This is a genomic window from Micromonospora sp. LOL_024, assembly GCF_048060415.1.
Lineage (GTDB): Bacteria > Actinomycetota > Actinomycetes > Mycobacteriales > Micromonosporaceae > Micromonospora.
In genome coordinates this window covers 1-2,471 of record NZ_JBHMIS010000100.1, presented here as the reverse complement: position 1 = coordinate 2,471, position 2,471 = coordinate 1, and the positions used below count along the sequence as shown (strand labels likewise).

Annotated in this window: 2 protein-coding genes; both read right to left on the bottom strand. The window is 66.0% G+C overall.

All coding sequences use genetic code 11. From position 1 onward, the window contains the following. Nucleotides 1-5 precede the first annotated feature (5 nt). Nucleotides 6-1,262: a hypothetical protein gene (locus ACFHWY_RS28225; protein WP_416583281.1), complete on the bottom strand. Its 1,257-nt coding sequence runs from the start codon at nt 1,260-1,262 to the stop codon at nt 6-8. Nucleotides 1,263-1,778: 516 nt separating this feature from the next. Further along, nucleotides 1,779-2,321 (bottom strand): hypothetical protein, encoded by a 543-nt coding sequence (locus tag ACFHWY_RS28220; protein WP_416583280.1) that lies wholly within the window; start codon nt 2,319-2,321, stop codon nt 1,779-1,781. Nucleotides 2,322-2,471: the final 150 nt, after the last annotated feature.

Below are 2,471 nucleotides of genomic sequence, written 5' to 3'. Positions count from 1 at the left end.
GCTGTTCACCTGCTGATCGCGACGAAGAACGCGTCTCCGTCGATGATGCGCTGCGGCTGGTAGAAGCCGTTGCTCAGATAACGCCGCCCGGAGTCCTGATTGTCCTCCTCACCGATCAGGCGGGCCGAGCCGTGCCAGGTCTTCCAACCGTCCGGATTGCCGTCCGCTCCGCCGCTGCCGGTGTACGCGCCCTCCCGGGTCGAGGCCATCGGGTACTCGTCGCAGTTGAGGTTCGGGGTGGCCGAACCCTCACCCCAGACATCTCTGCAGACCTTGCCGGCCCAGTCGCGGTTGGTTGCCTGCAGTTGGCTGTCGACCAGGCGGTGTAGCGGCCGTTGATTGGCGCCGGCCTCCGGACGGTACTCGCCGGGTGGGCTCTTACCGAGGAAGGACGGCCAGGTTCGCACCGGGTGGTGCAGCGCGTCGTCGATGTGCTGGATCGACTCCTCCACCCCGGACTCCCAGTTGTCGGCTCGCGCGATTGCCGCCAGGTCGTACGTGGGAATGACGTCTGCGAAGACCGCTCCGTGGTGTCTGCCGGCGACCGCGCCAGCTGAGTCGAATCGGATGTCGGCCGTGGTCATGCCGTTTTCGATCCACGGATCGATCTGCGGGTTGACGGGAGTGATCGCCATGTTGAGCCGGATCAGCGCCTGCGCCCGGTAGTCGTTACCGATCCCGGTGTTGTTCGGCGAGGTCATGGTTACCCACATGTTGGGTATCGCCGCCCACTGACCGAGCGGCTGGCTGACCTCGGCACCGGACGGATTGCAGGTGATCAAGCTTCCGCAGCCGGTGAGGCTGACCCGCATCGGAGTAGTCTCCCGTTCGGCGCCCCCGAGCGCCTTCCAGTCGTCGAAGCTGAGGTAGAAATCGACCTGGCGGGTGCCGTTCTGTGCGATGCCGACCAGCGTGTAGTCGAATTCGACGCTGGCGATCGCCGTGCTACAGCCCCTACAGCGCAACTCGACCTTGCGATGGCCGATGTGGCACCGATTGAAGCGGTCCATCATCCAGCCCTGCTGGGTCGAAGCCTGTGCGGCGTGCTGGCTGCGGCAGATCCGCTTCACATCGTCCTGCGGCAGGGCAGCGGGCAGAGCGGTACTGGTCTGCGGCGGCGTGTTGTCCGGCGTGGGTGTGCTGCCGGAGGACTCCGTCACCAGCCAGCCAGCCGGGTCGGGCCGCGGGACGGCCGCTGTGGCGGGGGTGGCCGTGGCGAATACGCCGACCGCGGCGACCACCAGAGAGGCGAGTCTCCTCACGAAAGCTCCTTTCGGGGGCAGGGGCTGCCGAGACATGCGTAGAGCAGGCGTCCGTCCGCGGCGTCATAGACCATCGTGTAGCCCTGGTAGGTGAGGTCCGACCGCTTGCCAGGCCGTTGACGGTGGCATCGCCGGTGACGACGTGAACGTTCGTCCCGACCGGGGCGCCGTCGAGCGCGATGCCGCTTCGGCCGATCTCGTCGCTGGTTAGGGTCGCGACGCGGCTGCCGAGGGATTTCGTCCGCAGATCGCGTCCGGCCAACTTCTGGGCCTCGGCCGGCGTGACTGGCTTACGACGCTCGCTGGAGGTGGCGGCGCGGGCGGGTAACGCGTTGCACTGCTTGCGGGCGGCGACGCACGCGGCCAAGCCGGGGACGGTCTCCAGGCAGCGGGCGGGGTCGTCGCCCAGACAATCGGCAAGCGCTTTTTGGTCGACACCGTTGTGCACGGCCGTGCTGGCCATGTTCGGCGTTGGTGCCACAGCCGCCAGAGTGCCGGCCGCAGGCTTGCCGAGCGTCACCCGGTCGACTTCGCCGGTGCTGCGCGCTGTTGTCGAGGAGGTGAAGCAGTAGGGGGCGTGTTCGCCTCGCCCATCTCAAGCGAGAACGGGTCTGGTAGACCGCAGATGTTGCTTGAGAAGCCGGAAACCCGCCCCAACGTCGGCCGGTGCCACACGTCGTTACCGTCCAGCAGCTGCAGCCGGTTTTCGAACGGAGTGGCCAGCGAGGCATACTCGGCATAGCGGGTGAGCAGGCCGTACTCGAGGTCACGGGTCCGGTTACCGGACGCGAACCGCGTCGTTCCAACATGGTTGAAGTCGTAGAACAGGTCCCACTCGCCCGCGTCGTTGCCGAGGCTCATCCAGGTGTGCATCGAACCATCGGCCAAGGTGGAGTCCGGTCTCTGGATGGCGTGGAACTCCTCCACCACGTACTCGTCTTCGATCCCCACCTCGAGCCAGTAGGCGGTGTGCGTGCTGGTATCCGTCTCTGAGGAGTAGCTTCCGCGCCATCCCATCTCGGCGTAGTCGTACCCAGGATTACCGTTACTGTTGTCCAACGGATCCCAGTTGCTGGTTGGACATCTCGTTGTATCCCGGGCCCGACTCCGGATCGAACGGTGGCCCATCAAACGAGATCGGCTGCTGACGGAAGTTCAGCATGACGCCACGCACCGGTTGCTCATCGCGTACGCAGAGCCCGATAAGAG